Annotated in this window: 17 protein-coding genes; 12 read left to right on the top strand and 5 right to left on the bottom strand. The window is 41.6% G+C overall.

The genetic code is table 11. From position 1 onward, the window contains the following. Nucleotides 1-76 precede the first annotated feature (76 nt). Complete coding sequence (locus H6H03_RS03445) at nucleotides 77-622, bottom strand: NADPH-dependent FMN reductase (RefSeq protein ID WP_190953735.1); 546 nt, start codon at nucleotides 620-622, stop codon at nucleotides 77-79. A gap of 471 nt (nucleotides 623-1,093) precedes the next feature. On the opposite strand from H6H03_RS03445, the gene ftsH reads away from it, so the two are divergent. From ftsH to H6H03_RS03430, 3 genes are all read left to right on the top strand, one after another. After that, entirely contained in the window at nucleotides 1,094-2,983 is a 1,890-nt protein-coding gene (gene ftsH, locus H6H03_RS03440; RefSeq protein WP_190953734.1) for an ATP-dependent zinc metalloprotease FtsH, read from the top strand. Between the two features lie 501 nt (nucleotides 2,984-3,484). Then, complete coding sequence (locus H6H03_RS03435; RefSeq protein WP_190953733.1) at nucleotides 3,485-4,492, top strand: zinc-dependent alcohol dehydrogenase family protein; 1,008 nt, start codon at nucleotides 3,485-3,487, stop codon at nucleotides 4,490-4,492. A 6-nt stretch (nucleotides 4,493-4,498) separates the two neighbouring features. Beyond that, nucleotides 4,499-6,733, top strand: a complete 2,235-nt coding sequence (locus H6H03_RS03430; RefSeq protein ID WP_190953732.1) for a pentapeptide repeat-containing protein — start codon at nucleotides 4,499-4,501, stop codon at nucleotides 6,731-6,733. Between the two features lie 82 nt (nucleotides 6,734-6,815). Here the strand turns inward: H6H03_RS03430 and H6H03_RS03425 are convergent, their stop codons facing one another. Both H6H03_RS03425 and H6H03_RS03420 read right to left on the bottom strand, forming a co-directional pair. Further along, a complete protein-coding gene (locus H6H03_RS03425; RefSeq protein WP_190953731.1) occupies nucleotides 6,816-7,664 on the bottom strand; it encodes an Rpn family recombination-promoting nuclease/putative transposase in 849 nt (282 codons plus the stop codon). Between the two features lie 101 nt (nucleotides 7,665-7,765). Beyond that, nucleotides 7,766-8,902 (bottom strand): alpha/beta hydrolase, encoded by a 1,137-nt coding sequence (locus tag H6H03_RS03420; protein ID WP_190953730.1) that lies wholly within the window; start codon nucleotides 8,900-8,902, stop codon nucleotides 7,766-7,768. A 70-nt stretch (nucleotides 8,903-8,972) separates the two neighbouring features. Here H6H03_RS03420 and H6H03_RS03415 point away from each other — a divergent pair, with 70 nt between their 5' ends. From H6H03_RS03415 to H6H03_RS03395, 6 genes are all read left to right on the top strand, one after another. Continuing rightward, nucleotides 8,973-9,122: a hypothetical protein gene (locus H6H03_RS03415; protein WP_190953729.1), complete on the top strand. Its 150-nt coding sequence runs from the start codon at nucleotides 8,973-8,975 to the stop codon at nucleotides 9,120-9,122. Continuing rightward, on the top strand, nucleotides 9,116-10,234 hold the full coding sequence (dprA, locus tag H6H03_RS03410) for a DNA-processing protein DprA (RefSeq protein ID WP_190953728.1): 1,119 nt from the start codon (nucleotides 9,116-9,118) through the stop codon (nucleotides 10,232-10,234). The genes H6H03_RS03415 and dprA overlap by 7 nt, the downstream gene beginning before the upstream one ends. A gap of 5 nt (nucleotides 10,235-10,239) precedes the next feature. Beyond that, the gene (locus H6H03_RS41125; protein WP_277926133.1) at nucleotides 10,240-10,362 is read left to right on the top strand and encodes a hypothetical protein; all 123 of its coding nucleotides are present in this window, start codon (nucleotides 10,240-10,242) and stop codon (nucleotides 10,360-10,362) included. Between the two features lie 334 nt (nucleotides 10,363-10,696). Continuing rightward, nucleotides 10,697-11,740 carry a type I glyceraldehyde-3-phosphate dehydrogenase gene (gene gap / locus H6H03_RS03405; RefSeq protein ID WP_190953727.1) on the top strand — a complete coding sequence of 348 codons (1,044 nt, stop codon included), beginning with the start codon at nucleotides 10,697-10,699 and terminating at the stop codon, nucleotides 11,738-11,740. 369 nt (nucleotides 11,741-12,109) lie between these two features. Next, nucleotides 12,110-13,540: a pyruvate kinase gene (pyk, locus tag H6H03_RS03400; protein ID WP_190953726.1), complete on the top strand. Its 1,431-nt coding sequence runs from the start codon at nucleotides 12,110-12,112 to the stop codon at nucleotides 13,538-13,540. A gap of 251 nt (nucleotides 13,541-13,791) precedes the next feature. Next, the gene (locus tag H6H03_RS03395; RefSeq protein WP_190953725.1) at nucleotides 13,792-14,796 is read left to right on the top strand and encodes a transaldolase; all 1,005 of its coding nucleotides are present in this window, start codon (nucleotides 13,792-13,794) and stop codon (nucleotides 14,794-14,796) included. Between the two features lie 205 nt (nucleotides 14,797-15,001). Here H6H03_RS03395 and H6H03_RS03390 read toward each other — a convergent pair whose 3' ends face one another. Both H6H03_RS03390 and H6H03_RS03385 read right to left on the bottom strand, forming a co-directional pair. Then, nucleotides 15,002-15,376, bottom strand: a complete 375-nt coding sequence (locus H6H03_RS03390) for a hypothetical protein (RefSeq protein WP_190953724.1) — start codon at nucleotides 15,374-15,376, stop codon at nucleotides 15,002-15,004. 238 nt (nucleotides 15,377-15,614) lie between these two features. Then, nucleotides 15,615-17,759 carry a peptidase domain-containing ABC transporter gene (locus tag H6H03_RS03385; protein ID WP_190953723.1) on the bottom strand — a complete coding sequence of 715 codons (2,145 nt, stop codon included), beginning with the start codon at nucleotides 17,757-17,759 and terminating at the stop codon, nucleotides 15,615-15,617. 424 nt (nucleotides 17,760-18,183) lie between these two features. Between H6H03_RS03385 and H6H03_RS03380 the strand changes: the two genes are divergently transcribed. From H6H03_RS03380 to H6H03_RS03370, 3 genes are all read left to right on the top strand, one after another. After that, nucleotides 18,184-18,429, top strand: a complete 246-nt coding sequence (locus H6H03_RS03380) for a microviridin/marinostatin family tricyclic proteinase inhibitor (RefSeq protein WP_190953722.1) — start codon at nucleotides 18,184-18,186, stop codon at nucleotides 18,427-18,429. Nucleotides 18,430-18,571: 142 nt separating this feature from the next. After that, nucleotides 18,572-19,558, top strand: a complete 987-nt coding sequence (locus H6H03_RS03375) for an MvdC family ATP-grasp ribosomal peptide maturase (RefSeq protein ID WP_190953721.1) — start codon at nucleotides 18,572-18,574, stop codon at nucleotides 19,556-19,558. A gap of 20 nt (nucleotides 19,559-19,578) precedes the next feature. Further along, on the top strand, nucleotides 19,579-20,553 hold the full coding sequence (locus H6H03_RS03370; RefSeq protein WP_190953720.1) for an MvdD family ATP-grasp ribosomal peptide maturase: 975 nt from the start codon (nucleotides 19,579-19,581) through the stop codon (nucleotides 20,551-20,553). The last annotated feature ends 16 nt before the right edge of the window (nucleotides 20,554-20,569 follow it).

The raw sequence follows: 20,569 nt of genomic DNA, 5'->3' as shown, positions 1-20,569 counted from the left end.
GTCTCTTTTGATATCATGCAGAATCATTTTCATACATGAAATCAGCAACGCCAATAATTTTATGCCCAACCTATAACTAATTAACCCCCCGTAGCTTGCGAGTGTTATCAACTAAACTTTGGGCAAATTGGTCAAATCTTTGAGAAAGTTTCTCATCTAATAGCTTACCTTCAGGACTGAAAGCACTCCAAGCTTGTCCGATGGCAATTTGTTCTGGAATCACCCAACCGTGTACCCAACGGACAATTAGCCTCAGGTCATTCAACGCGTTACTGTTAGACTGACCCCCTAATACACTAATCAATCCCGTCACTTTATCAGATAGTTGGTCAAAGCTCATCAAATCCAGAGCATTTTTCAGAACACCACTTACCCCACCATGATATTCAGGTGTCGCCAAAATTAACCCATGAGCATCACTAACTGTATCCTGCAACCGCTTCACATCTGGGTATTCTGGATACTCCTTTGCACCGGTACAAAATGGTAGCTGCAACTCTCGTAAATCGATAATCTCTACCTCTCCACCTAAGGCTTCTATTCTTTGCATTGCAACTTCCAAAGCCAGCTGGGTATAAGAATTAGGTCTTAAACTACCGCCAATACCAACAATTTTCACCATGATTAACTCACAAATTACTAACTACCTACTATCGCAAAGCTATTTAAAGCGAAGTCGTTATGACTATGTTTATTGTAGCGATTTGTATCAGAATGTGTCAAATTAAAATTTTGGAAAAAATTGTTGGTTTTTTCCCCTAGCAAGGGTGAGGCTTCGCCAACGATTCAGGAGCCAGTTGCAGCGGGTCTTCTAACTTATGGCTTATACAGCAAGCAACAGGCTTAAAAATATCTTGGTGTCGGTTTTGGGATAGATTTATGTCCTAATCTAACTGGCAACTGCTATAACTATTTCTGTGTAAATTATCTAGCTCATGGAGTTTATGCAATAGTTGGAAGACATTTGGGAATGTTTTTGTCTGGAAGTTAGACTAGATAAGAAAACTGTAATATCCAGTTATTGGGATTTTTGCTAGAAGAATAGGCATAAAACCACAGCTCAACTTCTGCCAGCAGACAAAGGGTAAATATTATGACAAATTTGCGAAACAAAGCGTTGATAAAACAGGGGTCATCAAAGCGCGTTGCTTGGATTGGTGGGCTAGCAGCTAGTTTGATGATGTTGCCAGTAATTTTTGGAAGTACACCTGTTTTGGCACAAAAACCAGAGACCAACTCTTTAAATTATGGTGAGTTGATTAAGAAAGCGAAGGCGGGAGAAATCGAAAAAGTTGAGCTTGATGAAGCCGAACAAATAGCAAGGGTTTATCTCAAAGGGCAAAAAGAGAATACACCACCGCAACAGGTGAGACTTTTAGCGCAAAATACAGAATTAATTAACATCCTCAAAGATAAGAATGTTGAATTTGGTGAGATTTCTTCTGCGAACAGTCGGGCTGCTGTTGGCTTGTTGATTAATCTCATGTGGATTTTGCCGTTGATAGCTTTAATGCTATTGTTCCTGCGTCGTTCTACTAATGCTTCTAGCCAAGCGATGAATTTCGGTAAATCCAGAGCTCGTTTCCAAATGGAAGCAAAAACTGGGGTGAAATTTGAAGATGTTGCTGGGGTTGAAGAAGCCAAAGAAGAATTGCAAGAAGTTGTTACCTTCCTGAAACAGCCAGAAAGATTTACCGCTGTGGGGGCACGTATTCCCAAAGGAGTGTTGTTAATTGGCCCTCCTGGTACAGGTAAAACTTTACTAGCAAAAGCGATCGCTGGGGAAGCCGGCGTACCATTCTTTAGTATTTCCGGTTCGGAATTTGTGGAAATGTTCGTTGGTGTGGGTGCATCCCGCGTGCGTGACTTGTTTAAAAAAGCCAAAGACAATGCACCTTGCCTGATATTTATCGATGAAATCGACGCCGTAGGCAGACAACGGGGTGCTGGTATCGGTGGCGGAAACGATGAGCGAGAGCAAACCCTCAACCAACTGCTGACCGAAATGGATGGTTTTGAAGGTAACACTGGCATCATTATTATTGCTGCCACAAACCGCCCGGATGTATTAGATGCAGCACTGCTGAGACCAGGACGCTTTGACAGACAAGTAATGGTGGATGCGCCAGATTTGAAGGGACGGTTGGAAATTTTGCAAGTCCACGCCCGGAATAAGAAGATTGACCCTAGCGTATCATTAGAAGCGATCGCCCGCCGCACCCCTGGTTTTACCGGCGCAGACTTAGCCAACTTACTCAACGAAGCTGCCATTCTCACAGCGAGGAGACGCAAAGAAGCCGTCACCATCTTAGAAATCGATGACGCTGTAGATAGAGTAGTTGCGGGTATGGAAGGCACCGCCTTAGTAGACAGCAAGAGCAAACGCTTAATTGCCTACCATGAAGTCGGACATGCCTTAGTCGGCACATTGCTCAAAGACCACGACCCCGTGCAAAAAGTCACACTCATTCCCCGCGGCCAAGCACTGGGATTAACTTGGTTTACTCCCAACGAAGAACAGGGATTGATTTCTCGTTCCCAACTCAAAGCACGTATTACTGCGACTTTGGGCGGTCGGGCTGCTGAGGAAATTGTTTTTGGTAAGCCAGAAGTAACCACAGGCGCAGGAGATGACCTGCAAAAAGTAACAGGAATGGCACGCCAAATGGTTACACGGTTTGGGATGTCAGAATTAGGCCCCTTGTCCCTAGAAAATCAGAGTGGAGAAGTATTTTTGGGACGTGACTGGATGAATAAATCAGACTATTCCGAGGAAATTGCCGCAAAAATTGATTCCCAAGTCCGCGAAATTGTCAACAATTCCTACATCAAAGCAAAAGAACTATTGGAAGAAAACCGCGTAGTTTTGGAGCGTTTAGTAGACTTGCTAGCAGAACAGGAGACAATTGAAGGCGATTTATTCCGCAAAATTGTTGCTGAAAATGTTCAGATAGTGGATGAAAAAGTGGCTGTATCTCATTAAAAGATTAGTCAATATTTCATAGTCAATAGTTGATAAAGTGTCAACTATTGACTATGAAATATGGGTTTTAGTTTGTACTATTTATTTGTAAAATACAGCGTATTTCAGATAAATGAAGTACGCGGGTAGGGGCACAGCCATGTTCCCTACAATTATCTGTACCTCACGCCTGTTGCAATTTGCTGTAAATGATAAATCTTTATTAAACGAACCGCAAAGGACGCAAAGAGCGCAAAGTAAAGTACGATTGGTGATTTCAATCTTCAAAAAGCCCAAAATCTGAGCGGATGATTCAAGATGCTAGTACTGAAACAACGTGTTTTCGTTGGTCACCTTGAAAGGGCTAGTTCTATAAAGCTTAAAAAAATTAGGTTCTTCAGTAATTGGTATCCTAAATAAACCTGCGAAAAAGCTGAAAATATCACTGTTAAACATAACTCTCCATCCACCCGATTGCGGTAAAGTTGCAAATAAACGTGCATCTACCAGGAGGAAAGAGTCGTGAAAGCAGTCTTAATGACAGCAGCTGGCAGTCCGGAAGTTCTGCAAGTACAGGATGTGCCAAACCCTGCTGTTCCTGTAGGAAACACCGAACTTTTAGTCCGCTTAGTGGCGGCTGGTCTTAACCCCATTGATACCAAACTTCGGAGTAGAGGCACTTTTTATAGCGATCGCCTGCCAAGTATTTTAGGATGTGATGGTGCAGGTATTGTGGAAGCTGTAGGTGCTGGCGTACAACGTTTTCGCCCAGGTGATGAAGTATATTTTTGCTATGGCGGTTTGGGAGCGCACCAAGGCAATTATGCTGAATATACCGTTGTGGATGAGCGGTTTGTGGCACGTAAACCCGCGTCTATTTCCTTTGCCGAAGCAGCAGCAGCACCTTTAGTCTTAATCACAGCTTGGGAAGCTTTATACGAACGCGGACGATTGGAACCTGGGGAACGAGTTCTGATTCATGCCGGGGCTGGTGGTGTCGGACATGTAGCAATTCAATTAGCAAAACTCAAAGGTGCTAGCGTTTCTACTACCGTAGGTTCTCAAGAAAAGGCTAATTTCGTCAAACAATTAGGTGCTGACCACACAATTTTATACAAAAAAACTGACTTTGTACAAGCGGTATTAGATTGGACAAATGGCGAAGGCGTAGATTTGGCCTTTGATACCGTAGGCGGCGAAACCTTCCACAAAACCTTCCCCGCAGTCCGAGTGTATGGCGATATTGTGACGATTCTCGAACCAGATGCCAATACTGTTTGGAAAACTGCTAGACTACGTAATCTCCGCATCGGCTTAGAATTAATGCTGACACCAGCATTGCTGGGATTAGAAGAGAGTCTCCAACATCATGCAGAAATTCTCGAACAATCTGCCACCTGGATCGATGAAGGTAAGTTAAAAATTCATGTTGGCCACAAATTTCCTTTAGAAGAAGCCGCTAAAGCTCACCAATTACTTGAAACTGGTTCTGTAACGGGTAAAATTGTTCTGCTGATTAGGGACGAATGATCGAGCTTGCATAAATTATTTGTTAAACGCAAAGGCACACAGAGGTTAAAGGCAAAGGTACGCAAAGTTTTTTCTCTGCGTAACTCTGCGCTTTCCTTTGCGTTCCTTTGCGTTTTATTAATTCTTCTCTTCCTCCCCCTACCCACTTGGGCAGCGCCACAACCAGAGCGCACACTTTTAACTCTAGAATTATTACAAGAACGACTGCGTACTCCGACACTCCGCGAAGGTAGTTTGACGGTGGATTTGCAGAAGATGGTGATTGATTTACGCCCAGAAAATGCTAGCTTTCGCGATGCTTTTTACCAATTACTGCGTAAAGAATTGGGTACAAAACCTCTGGGTTTAGACTTGAGTTATGCTTTGATTTTAGGGGATTTTGTTGGTAGCGATTTGGGTTTAAGAACACCTTTATATGCTCAAGCGATCGCTCCGATTTTTACTGCTAGCGAACAAGAAGAATTAGAACGTTTGCGCTTCGTTTGTTTGGAATTATTAGCAATAGCTTTACCAAACTCTAAAGATTGTCGATCGCTTTTGGCAACATCAACCCAATCAGGGGAAATTACTGTTTTTCGTGGTGCTTTGATACTGGCGCAAACTCGCTTCAATGGAGAAGTAAAGTTTTCTAATACATTCTTTCTTCAGTCTGTAGATGCACAAAACGCCACATTTGTCCAAGCCAGTAACTGGGCTGAAACGAGATTTGCTCGTCCTGTTAGTTTTAGCAGTGCTAGCTTTCGACAACCAAGCAATTTTTTTGGCAGTATTTTTTTTGAAAAAGCTAATTTTAAACAAGCTCAATTTCAGGAAACTATTGATTTCCAAGGTAGTTTTTTTGAAAAAACTGCCAACTTCAATCAAGCAAATTTTAAGCAGTTAGCTAAATTTAATAGTGTCCAGTGGCAAGAAAACGTTGATTTTTCTCGCGTGCGTTTTGCTAACCAAGCACAGTTTAGTAAAGGTAATTTTAATCAGTTGGTCTTATTTCAAGAAACTGCTTTTGAACAAGCTGTGATATTTCGAGAAGTTGAATTTAACCAATCGGTAAATCTCCAAGGTGCAAGTATTATTAACCAAGCAGATTTTAGCGATGCTAGATTTGCTAAAGAAGCCTTTTTAAATGTATCTGGTCTAACTTTTAATTCTAACCAAGCGAAAATTTTAGGTAATCCTGGTGAAATTGGGAAGATGTTTTATGTACCTACATTCCAAGGGAATCAAAATATTTTGCGGAATTTGGGGCAAAACTTTCGTCAACAACAGCAAGTTGCAGATGCTAATGATTTAGAGTATACAAAACAACGATTAAGATTAATAGAGTTAGGTCGCAAATTAACGGCTACAAATATTAATAGTGCAACTACTACAAATTTGATAAAGTTGGGTTTTTCTAAAACTGAATCGGAAGCCATTACCGAACGTCGTTTAGTAAAACCATTTCGCAATACCACTGAGTTACTTACTTTAGCAGACATCAATTTAGAAACATATACCAAATTAAGCGATCGCTTGAGTGTTGGCGAACCTCTTTCAATAGGTACATGGTTACTCCAAGCTTGGAGTTGGTTGGCATTAAGTGTACTATTATTGTTGAGTGGTTATGGTACGAATTTTTGGTTAGTATTTGGTGTTGGAGGAGTAGCGATCGCTTACTTCGGTTTGCTATTTTGGCTAGTGGATCGGTGTCGCCGTTTGCATCCCGTACCAATTATTCCCACTTCCTACGAAACCATTGCTATATTAATCAATTTTAGCGTTATAGAATTCTTGAGCTTATTGGCTATTTTTCGCAATGCAGAACAACCTTGGCTAACATTGGGGTGTCTTTTAATAATTATTGTTCCCGTTCCAGTGGCTTTATTAATTCGACTTTACCAACAAGGACGTTATCACGATTTAATGGATATTTCTTACTTTACAGAAGACGGAACATTTAGGCAATTACGATTGTTAATTGGACGTTTGCCAGTGATTCCTAGAAATCAGACATTTCGTGAAAGATACATGCCTTTGTTGTGCGATCGCCGTTGGAATTGGCTGAATTATTATGATTTTAGTCTCAACAACCTACTGAGATTAGGATTTAATGACATTCGCTTGCGAGACGAACATTTACCAGGCATTATTTCTGCACTTGCTTGGTATCAATGGTGCTTAGGTTTAATGTACATTACCCTAGTTTTGTGGACACTCTCGCGCACAATTCCCGGATTGAATTTGCTAATTTATTTGAAGTAATCTTGCCTGCTACAGCAAGTTTGGATTTACACCCAATAAATGTTTGCCAGGGAGAATATTTTAAGATATAAAACTGTTTCGTTCATTCTGCTGAGAGCCAAGCTTGTAAATCAGCCATACTAGTAAAATCTAACAATGCTTCACCCAGATTTTCTAATTGTTCGAGAGAGAGAGTTTCAATACGTTCGCGCACTTGTGAAGGTAATTCTCCTACACGTTTAGTTAGTTGACGACCAATAAGGGATCGCGCTTCCGCTTCTCGTCCTTCTTCTCGTCCCTCTTCCTTAATTTCTCTGTAAACTCGCGTTTCTTTGAGTGTTATTCCTAACATTTGTTCAACCTCCTTTCGACTTAATTGTTCAAATTTGTACACCATTATTGTAGTCACTAATTCAATTATGGCGCTATTTGCGGTTTCAGGCTGTTCAACAGAAGAACGCTCAAGCAAATATCGGGCTTCTTGTGGTGCAAGTTGTTCTTCTACAGTAGTTAACACCATCAGCGCTACCCATATAGGTAATTGGCGAATATCCCCCAATTCATCTAAATATACTCGATGCACTTGATTACTGTTAAGAAATCCCCGATGAGGATGAATATCCGTTTGTTCGATACTGCGTGACGGATAAATAATTACTGCTTGCCAATCACTAAATCTGGCGCGGTTGCGGTAGAAATATAACGATGATTCTGCAAATACCCTTTCATAAAGTTGTTCATCTTTTTGGAACTGCACTTCACAAAAATAAACAACCCCAGCACCTTCATTTTCTGGTGGTAAAAATACCCCGTCAATTTCAAATTTTGGTTCTTTGATGGCGACTGAATCAAATCGATAACTTTCTGCATTTATTGGAGGATTTGTCAATAATTCAAATACTAAACTCGGTGATTGTTGAAATAGTTTGTAAAAGATTGAGTCTCGACGCATGAAAGCATTAGTAATTTTTATGTTTATGGCTGAAGACAAAACCAAAAGCGATCGCAGCTATTATTCTTCTTGAAAAAATTCAACAGCGATCGCTTTTGATATTACTTCCCTATAATTTGTAACAAAGCTTGTCGATAAATTTTTAGTCCTTCTGCATTCAGATGGTCACCATCACTGGTAAAATCCTTTTTCAGAACGTTATTTTCATACAATGGGGCTACTCCTGCTGCGGCAACTGGTATTTTTTCTGTTTGGGCAACTTGATTAATTAGAGCATTGATTTGTTCGACTCTAGAATTGGGTGCTGCAACAGTTGGATCTGAGCTAGCCTCAACCGTTGAATAAAAAGCTGGAATCAGAAAAACCTCTTTAGCTCCCATTGTGCGGACAAGTGCGATCGCCTCTTGCAGATTCTTAGTAAACAAATCATCACTAATTCCATACAAAGCATCATTTCCACCTATGGCAATAATGGCTTTTTCGCATTTCACCTTAGTAGGAATTAAAGTTTTAAGTTGCTCTACTAAGGAAATTGTACTTAAGCCATTTAACCCAAAATTAAAAGTACCATTGCCAAGAGTATTGCCAAGTCCAGCCGAAATTGAATCACCAAATAAACAACCTGAAAACTGTTTATCTTGGGCGGCTAGTGTTTGATATTGCAGTGCAATTTTTCCTAAAGGTGAAGAAGTTACATTGTCCTTCGGCGGCGCATCAGCAGAACCAGAAGATGAATTTGCCAGACCGACTATTCGAGAAATTTTTGACACATCAATAACTATTTCATTACTAGGATAAGCTTCTAGAAATGTGAGGAGTCCTAAACCTTCTGGCGATTTAGCCCCCAGGATAATAGCAGATCGTAGCGCTTGGATATTGGCTTCATCCCGACGAGCGATCGTTTGGGAAATAAAAGATAAAATTTGTTTGCCAGTTGGTGTATTTACCAGCTTATCTAAAGCCACAATATCAAGCGACATCTTCACTTGCAACGCATCTTGAAACTTCTGTTTTTCTTCAGCACTCAGACGGCCTAAAATAGTTTGCAAATTAGCAGAAACCTTTTGCGTCTCGCTATAGTTGCGTATATCTGCTACAGGAATCGCTTGCTCAAATAAACCGTATCTCACAACAACATTTTCGGCTGCCAAACTAGGCGATGCGCCAAAAATACTATGCAGCAGTGGAAATATTGAAAAACCAGATAGGCTTAGTAAAAGACGATAAAAAGATTTCATTACAAAAGCTACTGAGGGAATTAATAGTCAATAGTTAATATTCAATGGTTAAGAGTCAAGAGTCAAGAATTTGGGCATAGGGCATAGGGCATGGGGAGGTGTGGGAGGATGGGGAAGAAATCTTTCCCCCCACACTCCCCACACTCCCCCATCTCCCTTGTCTCCTTGTCCCCAATTTGGGAATACTCAAACCAGTGGCGTGAGGGTAGAAAAGTGGTAGAAGAAAGTGCGTATTGGGTAGCTTGGTCGCAAATTTCTGGGATTGGCCCGGTATTACTGCGACGGCTGCAACAGCATTTTGGTACGTTGGCAACCGCTTGGAACGCTACGAAGGTAGAGTTAGGAGAAGTAGAAGGTTTTGGTTTTCAAACACTGGAAAAAATAGTACAACAGCGATCGCGCCTACATCCAGAACAGCTATTCACCAAACACCAACAGGAAAACCCTTATTTCTGGACTCCAGCAGATGCAGATTATCCCCGATTACTATTGGAAACTCCCAGTCCCCCACCGATTTTGTACTATCGCGGTGAAGTTGAACTTCAGGAAAATCTCGGACAAAAACCGCTAGTTGGTATTGTCGGAACGCGCCGCCCTTCAGAATATGGCATTCGTTGGACTCGTCAAATCAGCACAGCTTTGGCTAAAAATGGCTTTACAGTAGTTTCTGGCATGGCGGAGGGAATTGACACCGAAAGCCACGCCGCCGCCATGAAAGCTGGTGGAAGAACCATCGCAGTTTTAGGAACTGGTGTAGACGTAATTTATCCCCAAAAAAATCGCGATTTGTACAAGCAAATTTTGACTGCTGGGTTAGTTGTGAGTGAGTATCCCACAAAAACCCCACCCGATCGCACTCACTTTCCCCGCCGCAACAGAATAATTGCAGGTATGAGCCGCGCTATCCTGGTCATGGAAGCCCCATTAAAATCCGGCGCCCTAATTACAGCCACCTACGCCAATGAATTTGGTAGAGATGTCTATGCATTACCAGGAAGAGTGGACGATTATCCATCCCAAGGTTGTTTGAAGTTACTAACTCAAGGCGCTTCTTTGATTGTCAAAGAATTAGACGAATTATTAACAATGCTGGGAGCAATACCACAAATAGATAGAGTTGAGCAATTGTCAACAGTACAACAGTTAAATTTGCCAACTTTATCACCCGAATTGCAACAGATAATGGATGCGTTCGCCTGTGATATTTTACCCTTTGATTTAATAGTCCAACAAACCGGCATGGCTGCTGGCTCAGTTTCCAGCGCTTTGTTACAGTTGGAACTTATGGGTTTACTCTGCCAATTACCGGGAATGCGGTATCAAAAAAGTTAAAGGGCATGGGGCATTGGGCATTGGGCATTGGGCATTGGGCATTGGGCATTGGGCATTGGGCATTGGGGCAAAAAAGTGGAGTTCAAAGACTCATTAATGGAGTTCAAAGACTCATTCACGAGTATTAAACACTCGTCAGCGAGTATCAAAGACTCATTCACGAGTATCAAACACTCGTCAGCGAGTATCAAAGACTCATTCACGAGTATCAAACACTCGTCAGCGAGTATCAAAGACTCATTCACGAGTATCAAACACTCGTCAGCGAGTATTCAAGACTGATCCGCTATGCCCCATGCCCCATGCCCAATGCCCAATGCCCCAATCCTTAAAATATGCCAAGTAAATATGCCTTCGCTGACTGAGACTGTCACGATCATATTAAGTAAAGAGTAAAAGGCAAGCTATTTTGACTTTTAACTTTCTCCTTTTGTTCAACTTTCCACAACAGGAGGTTTAATCTTGAGTAAATTGAAAGTTGGTATCAATGGCTTCGGTCGAATCGGGCGACTTGTGCTTCGCGCTGGCCTAGATAATCCCAACATCGAGTTTGTCGGCATTAACGACCTAGTACCACCAGATAACCTGGCCTACCTATTAAAGTACGATTCAACCCACGGTAAATTGACCAGAAAGGTTGAAGCCAAAGACGATGGTATCGTCATTGATGGCCACTTCATTCCTTGCGTATCCGTTAGGAATCCCGCAGAGTTACCTTGGGGACAACTAGGCGCTGATTATGTCGTGGAATCTACGGGACTTTTCACCGGCTATGAAGGGGCAGAAAACCACCTCAAAGCAGGCGCAAAGCGTGTAGTAATTTCCGCTCCCACCAAAGATCCAGATAAAGTTTCTACCCTATTAATGGGTGTTAATCATCACTTGTTTGACCCCAACAAGGATCTAATTGTCTCCAATGCTAGCTGTACTACAAACTGTCTAGCTCCCATTGCTAAAGTCATCAATGATAACTTTGAGTTGACTGAAGGCTTGATGACCACAGTTCATGCCATGACTGCCACCCAGCCAACAGTAGACGGCCCCAGCAAAAAAGACTGGCGGGGTGGTCGAGGCGCAGCCCAAAACATTATTCCCTCCTCCACAGGTGCGGCTAAGGCTGTAGCACTGGTTTTACCAGAATTGAAGGGTAAGTTGACTGGTATGGCATTCCGAGTTCCGACTCCTGATGTCTCCGTAGTTGATTTAACTTTCAAAACTGCCAAAGCCACCAGTTACAAGGAAATCTGTGCTGCCATGAAAGAGGCTGCCAACGGTGCATTAGCAGGTATCTTGGGTTACACAGATGAAGAAGTAGTTTCCACTGATTTTCAAGGTGATACCCATTCCAGCATCTTCGACGCAGGTGCTGGTATTGAGTTAAACTCCAACTTCTTCAAAGTCGTTGCCTGGTATGACAACGAGTGGGGCTACTCGAATCGTGTGGTTGACTTGATGTTATCTATGTCACAAAAAGAGCAACTAGCACCGACGCCTGCTGTGGTTTGATTCGTCATTAGTAGAGACGCGATTAATCGCGTCTGTACAAAAGTCATTAGCTTTTAGCTCTTGACTTTTGACTCTTGACTGTTGCCTTTTGTCCTTTGGGATTTGGGTCAAATGGTAAATACCGGAAAATAAAACGCAATCTAGTATCTTTACTTAGCAAACCAGTGATATGAAGCACGTGTGAATTTGGATGCCCTATTAAGATGTCCAAGCTAAGTTGCCTTGGACATCGCAATAATACAAATTTTCCAAAAGCAGGCTAAAGATTTAAACCGGGAAAGCCAAATAAAATCTGAAGTCTGTAATTAGGAATTACGAATTCGTATCAAGCATCCACGTCGCAGGTTATTCCCTCAACCCTTAATCCCTATGCGTCGAACCAAAATCATTTGTACTGTTGGGCCTGCTACATCTGCACCTGAAAAGCTGCAAGCCTTAGTAGAAGCTGGAATGAATGTGGCACGCTTGAATTTTTCCCACGGAGCCTATGAATTCCATGCCCAAACGGCTCAATATCTCAGGCAGATTAGCGCTGAGCAGCAAAGACCGATCGCTATCATGCAAGATCTGTGTGGCCCAAAGATCCGCTTGGGTATCTTACCACCAGAAGGGTTAAATGTGGAAGCTGGGAGTGAAGTTACCTTTGTTTTGCAAGAGAAGGGTGAAAGTATTGACGAATTGCCTTTACCATTGCCGACTTTGTTTGCAATGGTGCGACCAGGCGAACCAATTTTAATTAATGATGGTCGCGTCAAGCTGATTGTTACAGATCGCGATGCCGATCGCATTCGCGCACAGGTGAAAATCGGCGGCTTAATTTCCACCCACAAAGGAGTTAATCTGCCCCAAACTCCTTTACCTGTGAGTTCGATCACCGAAAAAGACTTGCTAGATTTGCGTTTTGGGATTCAGTTGGGTGTAGACTGGGTGGCAGTATCTTTTGTGCGATCGCCACAAGATTTAGAACCCGCCCAAAGGATGATTGAAGCTGCTGGCGCTTCTATCCGCTTAATTGCCAAAATCGAAAGAGCAGAAGCAGTAGAGCAATTTGACTCCATCCTGAAAGTTGCCGACGGCATCATGATTGCCCGCGGCGATTTAGGTGTGGAAGTGCCAATTCATGAAGTGCCTCTGATTCAAAAAGATATCACTCGCCGTTGCAATCAAGCTGGCAAGCCAGTGATTACAGCCACGCAAATGCTGGAGTCGATGATTAGCGCCCCCGATCCTACCCGCGCTGAGGCAACGGATGTGGCTAACTCCATCTTGGATGGTACAGATGCGGTAATGCTTTCCGGTGAAACCGCCGTGGGAGAATATCCCATCGCCGCCGTCCAAATGATGCACAACATTGCCATGCGAACAGAACAGGCTTTAGATGAGGGCAGCAGACGTTCTTGGTGTCATGAACCAGGTAGTCTCAGCGTTACCGAATCGGTGGCAGAAGCAGTGTGTCGCATTGCCTATGAAACCGGCTCACGAGCAATTCTCTGTAATACAACCTCAGGCAGTACGGCGAGAATGGTATCTAAATATCGGCCAACTTCTCCAATTATTGCCTTGACCTCCGATGCCACCGCTTACCGTCAGCTAGCACTTTCCTGGGGAGTCGAACCTTTATTAATTCCACCAGTCCACCATGCTGAAGAAATGTTTACAAATGTGGTCAACAGAGTCTTAGAAAGAGGTCTAGCCAAGAAGGGAGATCAGGTGGTAATTACCTCTGGCGTCCCAATTGGTAAATCAGGAACAACTAGCTTAATCAAAGTGCATTCCATTGGACAGCCAATTTCTGCATAAGCCATCTAAAATAAGGCTGTGGCTCTGGATAGCAAGCAAAATTAGGCAATAGTTAAGAAAAATTGCCAGAATCGGGATTGAAGGTAGTGGGGAGTGGGGAGACTTGTACTGAGCGGAGCCGAAGTATGGGGAGATGAGGGGACAAGAAGAATAACTCTTAACTTCTAACTCCTAACTCTTAACCCCTAACTCTTAACTCAGCAATAACTTGGGAATTAAGTAAATCCTAAACAAACATCACGGAGTATTTTATGTCTAAAAGTTTACTAGAACAATTGCGAGAAATGACTGTTGTGGTTGCAGATACAGGGGATATCCAAGCAATCGAAAAGTTTAAACCCCAAGATGCTACCACAAATCCCTCGTTGATTACTGCTGCGGCGCAAATGCCGGAATATCAAGAAATTGTCGATCGCACTTTACTTCAAGCAAAAAAAGACGCTGGAGCCGGAGCTACCCAAGCACAGATAGTTTCTCTAGCCTTTGACCGTCTGGCAGTGGCTTTTGGATTGAAGATTTTGGAAATTATTCCGGGTCGCGTGTCTACGGAAGTGGATGCTCGTTTGTCTTATGATACTGAAGCTACAGTGACTAAAGCACGGGAATTAATTGCTCAGTATAAAGCTGCTGGAGTTGGCCGCGATCGCGTTTTAATTAAAATTGCCACCACCTGGGAAGGCATTCGCGCTGCGGAAATTCTGGAAAAAGAAGGTATTCATTGTAACCTTACCTTATTGTTTGGTTTGCACCAAGCGATCGCCTGTGCAGAAGCCGGCGTTACCTTAATCTCTCCCTTCGTCGGTCGGATTCTCGACTGGTACAAAAAAGATACTGGACGCGATAGCTATCCCGCAGCCGAAGATCCAGGAGTTTTGTCAGTCACCAAAATCTATAACTACTACAAGAAATTCGGCTACAAAACCGAAGTTATGGGAGCTAGCTTCCGTAATCTTGGTGAAATTACTGAACTGGCAGGTAGCGACTTGCTGACAATTTCACCGTCGCTTTTGGCTGAATTACAAGCAACTATTGGAGAACTGCCACGGAAGCTCGACCCAGCCAATGTAGCAAACTTGGAAATTGAAAAAATATCCATTGATAAAGCTACATTTGACAAGATGCACGCTGCTGACCGCATGGCAACTGATAAACTAGACGAGGGCATCAAAGGTTTCACCAAAGCACTAGAAGACCTGGAAAAACTTTTGGCAGACCGACTGGCTCGCCTGGAAACAGAGCCAGTAGCAAGTCATTAAAATCTGATGATAGTTGATGGTTAGTGGTTCATCAAAAACCACTAACCAATTATTAATTGGCGTTGCATAAAATCAGTATGATTTTTGTGGGGTGGACATCCCTAACCGCCGAAAATAAAAGGGACGGGCAAGATACCCATCCTACAAAACCATCAAAATCATCCCGCAAATATGCAACGCCAATTAATTGGTTACTTGTCTGAGATTAATACCATTGCCTGTAGTATCGTTGCCGCCTGAACTCCCGTTGTCTTAACCGCTGCTGTCGAAAATTTTGATATCTTCTGAAACGGTCGCCTCGTCGAATTATTCGAGTTCGTCCGTAAGGGTCGCGTCGGATTATTTGATATCTTCCCAATCCCAAAGGCTGCCGCCGTCGGATTATTCGATATCGTCCTGACCGTCTTTGAGCAATTAAAAGCTCTCCTTTTCGCTCTGCAATTAGGTTAGCCTCTGACGCCGCACTTTGTTCATTAATACCATTACTTAGAGAAATATCTTTCGCTTGTGCTAATGAGGGCGGATACACAAAGGCAAATAGCAATAGTGCTATCGAGGATAGCTTCCTGAAACCTTTCATGTTTTTGCTTCTCTAAATTTTCGCTAATAACTTTATTAAAACACTTTAAAATCAGCAATTATCGTTCATACAGCTTTTTTTAAACTTAATTTAGTATGAATTTATGTATTAAAATTTCATTCTTAGGAATGATTGTGAATTTAATAAAAATATGTATTGATATATTATGTTTTTAACCTACTATATATTTGATTTTTGAAAAGATAGGTGGATACTTAGTCCCAATCTCAAGTCTTTTTTACGGAGTTAAAAAATCTAAATGTTCACCAGATATAAGTTGCATTTCTTTAAGAACACCTTGCATTTTTAACTGTCCTTTATCTAAAAGAACGATAAAATCCGCACGGAGAATCACTCTAGGGCGATGGCTGATTATGATTGTGGTTTTGCCTTGTCGATGATGTAAAAGTTTATCTAAAACCTGTGATTCTAATATTGGATCTAATGCACTAGTAGATTCATCTAAAATTAGTATTGGTGGCTCTGTAACTATTGCTCTGGCTAAGGCTAATCTCTGCTTTTGCCCACCGGAAATATTGACACCAAATTCACCTAATACAGTTTGGTAATTATCTGGTAAATCACAAATGAATTCATCAACGCCGGCAATTTGGCAAGCCCGAACTATTTGTTCAAATGTAGCCTGAGGATAGCTAAAGCGAAAGTTTTCTAGAATTGAACGACTCCAAAAGTGGGGTTCTTGGGGGACTAATACTACCTGCTGTCGTCGGCATTCTAAAGATAAATCTTTCTGGTTATAAATACCAAAACGAATATTACCCGATCGCAACGTATATAAACCGGCTATCAATTTAGCTAAAGTGCTTTTTCCACAGCCAGATTTACCAATCAGTGCTGTAACTTTTCCTCCGGGAATAGTTAGGGAAAAGTCTTGTAATAAGTCTGCCCTACCTGTATGGTGAAAATCTAGCTTATTACAAATAATATCGGCATTACCAGAGATTACAGCCCAAGGCTTCTTTTCTTCATTTTCATCTTCTGGGGTACTTTCAATTACTTCAGTAATGCGTTGGGTTGCAGTCTGAACTCTGGCAAATTCATCTACAAAACCAATAATTGTAGTAATGAATATATTAAAATTAGCATTCATCGCGTTAAATGCTAGTAGTTGACCAATGCTTAATTCTTGGTTAATAACTAGACTGCTACCAAACCAGAGTATGGCAAGATTTCCAAAACCAGAAACTAATCCAGAAAACACATTATTAATAATGCCAATTTGAACAGTACTAAAAGTCAGATAAGCCAGATTCCCAAAACGACTTTGAATTTCCTCCCAAGCTTGGGGAGCCGCATTAGCAGTTTTGACGGTAAGTATGCCTTTGAAAATCTCTACTAGCATTCCTTGATTTTCAGCTTGGGTAACCATAAGGTTACGGATTTTTTGGCGTAAACTCGGCAGAAAGATGATAGTCGATAAAGACATGAGTAAGGCGACTAACACCGATAAACCTAGTAACTTTGGACTATAAAATATCATAAAAGCTAGCGAAATTGCTGCCACAAAAAGCCTACTAGGAAGGGCAATAACGACTTGGGAAACCATCTGATTAATTTCTTGAATATCTCGAAGACGGCTGACAATTTCGCCACTACGACGGGCTTCATAGTAAGTCAGAGGAAGGCGCAAAATTTGTCTGCCAAATTCTAGAGTGAGTCCTAATTCTAGGCGTTGAGCAAAGTGGGCAATCAAATTAGATTGTACGAGTGTTAGCGTACTATTAAAAAGATTTATCGCTATTACACCAATAGCAACTGTAGTTAAAAGTTGGGTATCTCCTCTAACTAATACATCATCTGTGAGAATTTGAATTAAAAAAGGGCTTGCCAGGGAAAAGATTCCCATAGCCAAGTTAATTAAAATTGCTTCAATTAAAATATGGCGATAAGGTAAAACTCGCGCTAAAAAGCGACCAAAACCTGTAATTTTATCTGATTGTTGCTGATAAAAACGGATTTCGTCGGGCAATAACAGTAACATTACATAATTTGCCCAACCTATAGTTAATTCTTCAGGAGTGAGATAGCGAATGCCGCTGCTAGGATCGGCAATTACATATTTTTTACCTTTTTTTCCATATAAAACTACCCAGTGGTAACCTTTCCAGTGGATGATGGCGGGGAGGGGTGCTTCATGAAGTTTTTCAATTAGTTGTGGCGTAGCTCTAACTGGACGAGCATTAAATCCAAGACTTTGGGCACCGCGTTTCAAACCCACAAGAGTTGTACCTTGCGCTCCTGTACCAACAGCTTCTCGAACGCGAGCGATCGCCAAATTACGTCCGTAATATTTAGCTATACTGGCAATACACGCTGCCCCACAGTCTTCTTCACTATGTTGCAGCACGATTTGATATTTCATTGTTTCTATAGCACTCCTGTTTTGGGAAGTATTAATTATTTCTTGCTTGTTGCTTGAGATATAGGTTATTTTTTCAGGTAATCAAATTTTGTATACCTCACATTGTTCCTTAGTAAAGGAAGATTGCTCTTTTACTCAGAACGAATTTTAAAAGGGAACAGGGAACTCTTAACAGGACTTGTGTTGGGGGTTCGCGGTAGCGTGGCGTAGGCAGGATTTAGACCCTGCCCAACACAATCGCCCCAAGGGACGGGGCTTCTGACCCACCGATGAATCCTTGGTGAAACTTACCAACAAGCCAACAAGTATTTTTACTTAAGGTTAAAAATAATTTAAGAATAAATTATTACTTGCTGTTCTTCAAACTATGTAATAACATGGACGCGAGTGTAAATTTATCTTTAGTTTACCGTAAGACAAAATTATGCCTGAAAACAAACCAGAAGAACTAAATTCACAAGCAGTACCGTTCTTTGCGCGATTTTTAGAAGGGCAAAGCTTTGAGGACTTATCTGATGAAGCATCAGAAGCAATTAGTGGTGGTTCTCATCATGTAACCAAGAAGAAGGACGATGAAATTTTCGTCACTCAGAAGTTCCCATCTGATAGTGATGAGTACGTTACTTTGAAGTATCCTTCAGATGGCGATGACGAGTTCCCCACAGAATAACTGTCTACCTTGGATTACGATACAGATACAGTTTTGAAAAATTATTACAAAAGAATACTGCTAGCTTTGCCAACTCCATTTAGGGGTTGGTTTCCCATTTAAACTAAGTTTATTTTTTTATAAAATCGAATCAAGATATTTTATGCACCTTGAGCGTGATGTAGTTTTATTAATTACCCACAGTGGTGATTACTTCACAATAGATAGAGTTGCTGAAGCTGTATCAAAAAGAGGCGCACAGCCATTTCGCCTTGATACAGATAAGTTTCCCATCGCAATTCAAATTGAGGCTAATTTAAGTAACTTTGGCAATAATCATACACTGAAATATGGTGAAAACTCCCTCAACACGGAGCAAGTACAAGCAGTATGGATGCGGCGCATCTGGCAACCCGATTTAGGTAAAGAATTGGCTCCACAATTTCAAGCAGCTTGCTCTAAAGAATCACTCGCAGTTTTGGATGGCTTTTGGGACAGTCTCAGAACAGCCAAATGGGTGGATGATTTACAGTGCATTAGTGCAGCGGAAAATAAGTTACGTCAACTGCGAATCGCATCAGAAGTAGGTCTTATTATCCCTCGGACTCTCGTTACTAACAACCCTCAAGAAGCACGAGAGTTTTTCCACCAAGTTAACAAAAAAATGATTACCAAGCTGCTCAGGCCTCTTTCTTATGGTATGCAAGCCTCGTCTTTTTTCATGTACACCAGCGTCGTTAAAGAAGAAGATTTAGCTGATGCTGAAACACTGCGTTATTGTCCAGCAGTATTTCAAGAACAAATTCCTAAACAATTAGAATTACGCGCAATTTATGTAAATGGTAAGCTTTTTGTGGGGGCGCTAGATGCATCTGAATATGCAACATCTACCCAAGATTGGCGACGTGGAAAAAAAGAAGCTTTAATCTGGGAACCATATCAATTACCTGATAAATTAATCGGTTGTCTTGGTGCTTTTATGGTCAAATTTGGATTGCTTTTTGGAGCATTTGATTTCATTCAAACACCATCAGGTGAATATGTGTTTTTAGAAATTAATCCTACGGGAGAATGGGGAATGCTGGAGAGAGATTTGGACTATCCTATTGCGGAGGCGATCGCTGATACACTACTTTTAGAAAATTCGTAATTCGTAATTCGTAATTCATAATGACCGTTTTAATCATTACTCACAGCCAAGACAACGAAAGTATTCCTCTAGTTATTCAAGCAATTGAAGCCCAAGGAGGGAAAGCATTTCGTTTTGACACAGACCGATTTCCCACGGAAATGCAATTAGATGTTTATTATGGGAAAACTGAAAAAGTTACTCTTAGCGTCGATGACCAAACATTAGATTTAAATGAAGTGTCAGCAGTTTGGTATCGACGCATTGCTATTGGATCGAGAATTCCCGATTCGATGGATAAACAACTCAGACAAGCTTCATTGAAAGAATCTCGCGTCACCATTGAGGGAATGATTGCCAGTATTAAGGGTTTTCATCTCGACCCTTTGCCAAATATTCGCCGAGCCGAAAATAAGCAATTGCAATTACAAATAGCAAGAAAAATCGGCTTAGATACCCCAAGAACATTAACTACAAATAATCCCCTGGCAGTGAAACAATTTTCCCAAGAGTGTCAGCAGGGAATAATTACTAAAATGCTCTCTTCCTTCGCTATTTATGACGAACAAGGGCGAGAAAAAGTTGTGTTTACAAATCCAATTTCATCTGAGGATTTAGATAATCTTGATGGCTTACGTTTTTGCCCAATGACATTTCAAGAGAAAATTCCCAAAGCATTAGAGTTGCGGACAATTATTGTAGGTAAACGCGTGTTGACGGCTGCGGTTGATTCTCAAGCTTTGGATAAAGCGCGTTACGATTGGCGTAAACAAGGAATTGCCTTACTTGATGCTTGGGAAAGATACACTTTGCCTGAAGATGTTGAAGAGAAACTGCTCAAACTAATGGCAGAATTTCGTTTGAATTATGGTGCTATTGATATTATTTTGACACCCGATAATCGGTATGTATTTCTTGAGGTTAACCCAGTTGGCGAGTTTTTCTGGCTGGAACGCTGTCCTGGCTTACCAATTTCACAGGCGATCGCACAGATTTTACAAAATTTGGCTAATTAACTAAACTAATTTGCAT

This window comes from Nostoc paludosum FACHB-159, from assembly GCF_014698835.1.
Classification (GTDB): Bacteria; Cyanobacteriota; Cyanobacteriia; order Cyanobacteriales; family Nostocaceae; genus Nostoc; species Nostoc paludosum.
Note: the sequence above shows the minus strand (reverse complement) of the source record. Positions and strands in the feature narration are given on the sequence as shown.

Coding starts and splice junctions, on each gene's coding strand:
- H6H03_RS03375 (WP_190953721.1), top strand. CDS start 18,572: ATGCACCTTGAGCGTGATGTAGTTTTATTAATTACCCACAGTGGTGAT.
- H6H03_RS03370 (WP_190953720.1), top strand. CDS start 19,579: ATGACCGTTTTAATCATTACTCACAGCCAAGACAACGAAAGTATTCCT.
- H6H03_RS03380 (WP_190953722.1), top strand. CDS start 18,184: ATGCCTGAAAACAAACCAGAAGAACTAAATTCACAAGCAGTACCGTTC.
- H6H03_RS03445 (WP_190953735.1), bottom strand. CDS start 622: ATGGTGAAAATTGTTGGTATTGGCGGTAGTTTAAGACCTAATTCTTAT.
- H6H03_RS03390 (WP_190953724.1), bottom strand. CDS start 15,376: ATGAAAGGTTTCAGGAAGCTATCCTCGATAGCACTATTGCTATTTGCC.
- H6H03_RS41125 (WP_277926133.1), top strand. CDS start 10,240: ATGGGGCATTGGGCATTGGGCATTGGGCATTGGGCATTGGGCATTGGG.
- pyk (WP_190953726.1), top strand. CDS start 12,110: ATGCGTCGAACCAAAATCATTTGTACTGTTGGGCCTGCTACATCTGCA.
- H6H03_RS03385 (WP_190953723.1), bottom strand. CDS start 17,759: ATGAAATATCAAATCGTGCTGCAACATAGTGAAGAAGACTGTGGGGCA.
- H6H03_RS03420 (WP_190953730.1), bottom strand. CDS start 8,902: ATGAAATCTTTTTATCGTCTTTTACTAAGCCTATCTGGTTTTTCAATA.
- H6H03_RS03395 (WP_190953725.1), top strand. CDS start 13,792: ATGTCTAAAAGTTTACTAGAACAATTGCGAGAAATGACTGTTGTGGTT.
- ftsH (WP_190953734.1), top strand. CDS start 1,094: ATGACAAATTTGCGAAACAAAGCGTTGATAAAACAGGGGTCATCAAAG.
- H6H03_RS03425 (WP_190953731.1), bottom strand. CDS start 7,664: ATGCGTCGAGACTCAATCTTTTACAAACTATTTCAACAATCACCGAGT.